This window comes from Companilactobacillus halodurans, assembly GCF_009600985.1.
Taxonomy (GTDB): domain Bacteria; phylum Bacillota; class Bacilli; order Lactobacillales; family Lactobacillaceae; genus Companilactobacillus; species Companilactobacillus halodurans.
This window is the reverse complement of the sequence record NZ_VDFP01000213.1, coordinates 1-1,160: the sequence shown is the minus strand read 5'-3', so window position 1 is coordinate 1,160 and position 1,160 is coordinate 1. Positions and strand designations below refer to the sequence as shown.

General features: G+C 34.0%; 1 protein-coding gene. It reads right to left on the bottom strand.

Features of this window, described 5'->3' with window-relative positions:
• On the bottom strand, nt 1-1,160 hold a 1,160-nt coding region (locus tag FHL06_RS13700; RefSeq protein WP_192918018.1), incomplete at both ends, for an Ig-like domain-containing protein.

Sequence of the window (1,160 nt, the reverse complement as noted above, 5' to 3'; positions counted from 1 at the left end):
AAAGAAGGGGTAGAGTGAAAATCTAATTGATTATTTATTCCATGAGTCAAAGTTTCTATTTGGACATTTTTTTGTTGGCCAATTTTTAAATTACCGACAGGTATTTCAATTAATTGGTTGTTATTGTCGATATTAGAATTAATTTTATACTCGTGTTCATCCAATTGTTTGCCGTCAACAATGATTTTCATTACCTCAGTTTTTAAGCTTAGGTAAAAAGATAATTTATTATTAAATAAATCTCTCTGTCCATTGTTGTTCAAGTTCATTACATAGTTGATAGTATCTCCGTTAACGACATTGAATAAAGCAGTACTAGAATCTTGTCCATCTTTAAAAGATACATTTTGAAGTTTACCATTTAATACTACATTTGAATCTAGTGTTGGTAATACGGATAACTTTCCAACACTAGTTTTGAGAGTTTTATCTCGTAATTTTATAATTGCATAATATTCATCGCCGTTATCTTTTTCAGAAACGGGACCAGTTACGTAAATAAATGGATCTACTGGGGTCATTAATTTAGTATCATGACCCTGTGGATCTTTTTTGTGCCATTCAACGGTTAAATGATCGGTATTATCTCTAATTGCGTCATCAAATCCCTGAATTGTAAAAGTAGCATTTTCGCCAGCTCGGGCTTTTTGATCGTAGAGTCCACCACCAACATTCATTAATTTGGTGTCGCTGAATACAGAACCATCTTTATTAGTAATAGTTGCCTTGATAATAAAACTACCTTCTTTTCCAGGCACGGAAGTGATTTTTCCGTCTTGATCGATAGTCGCTAAATTTGTGTTACTGATAGACCAAACAACTTTTTCAGTGGCATCTGAGGGTGTTAATTCAGTGTGAGCATAAGCCGTCATCTTGTCGAAATTATTATCGGAATTATAAATATAATCATTGTCGACATTTATTTTGATCGATTTTGCTGGAATGTCATTAGGAATTACGTGGACGGCAGCAGAATTAGAGAAAAAACTATCATCGCTAAAAATACCGCTGTATAAATCGTGAATCTGATAGTAGCTTGTTCCGACCTTGCTAGTGTCGATATTTAAGGATGGGTCAGTTGCTCCTTTGATCAGTGACCAATTCTTATTAGGCCTCTTTTCAAACCATGAGTGTTCTAGAGGTTCAAAAGGATGTTCAAA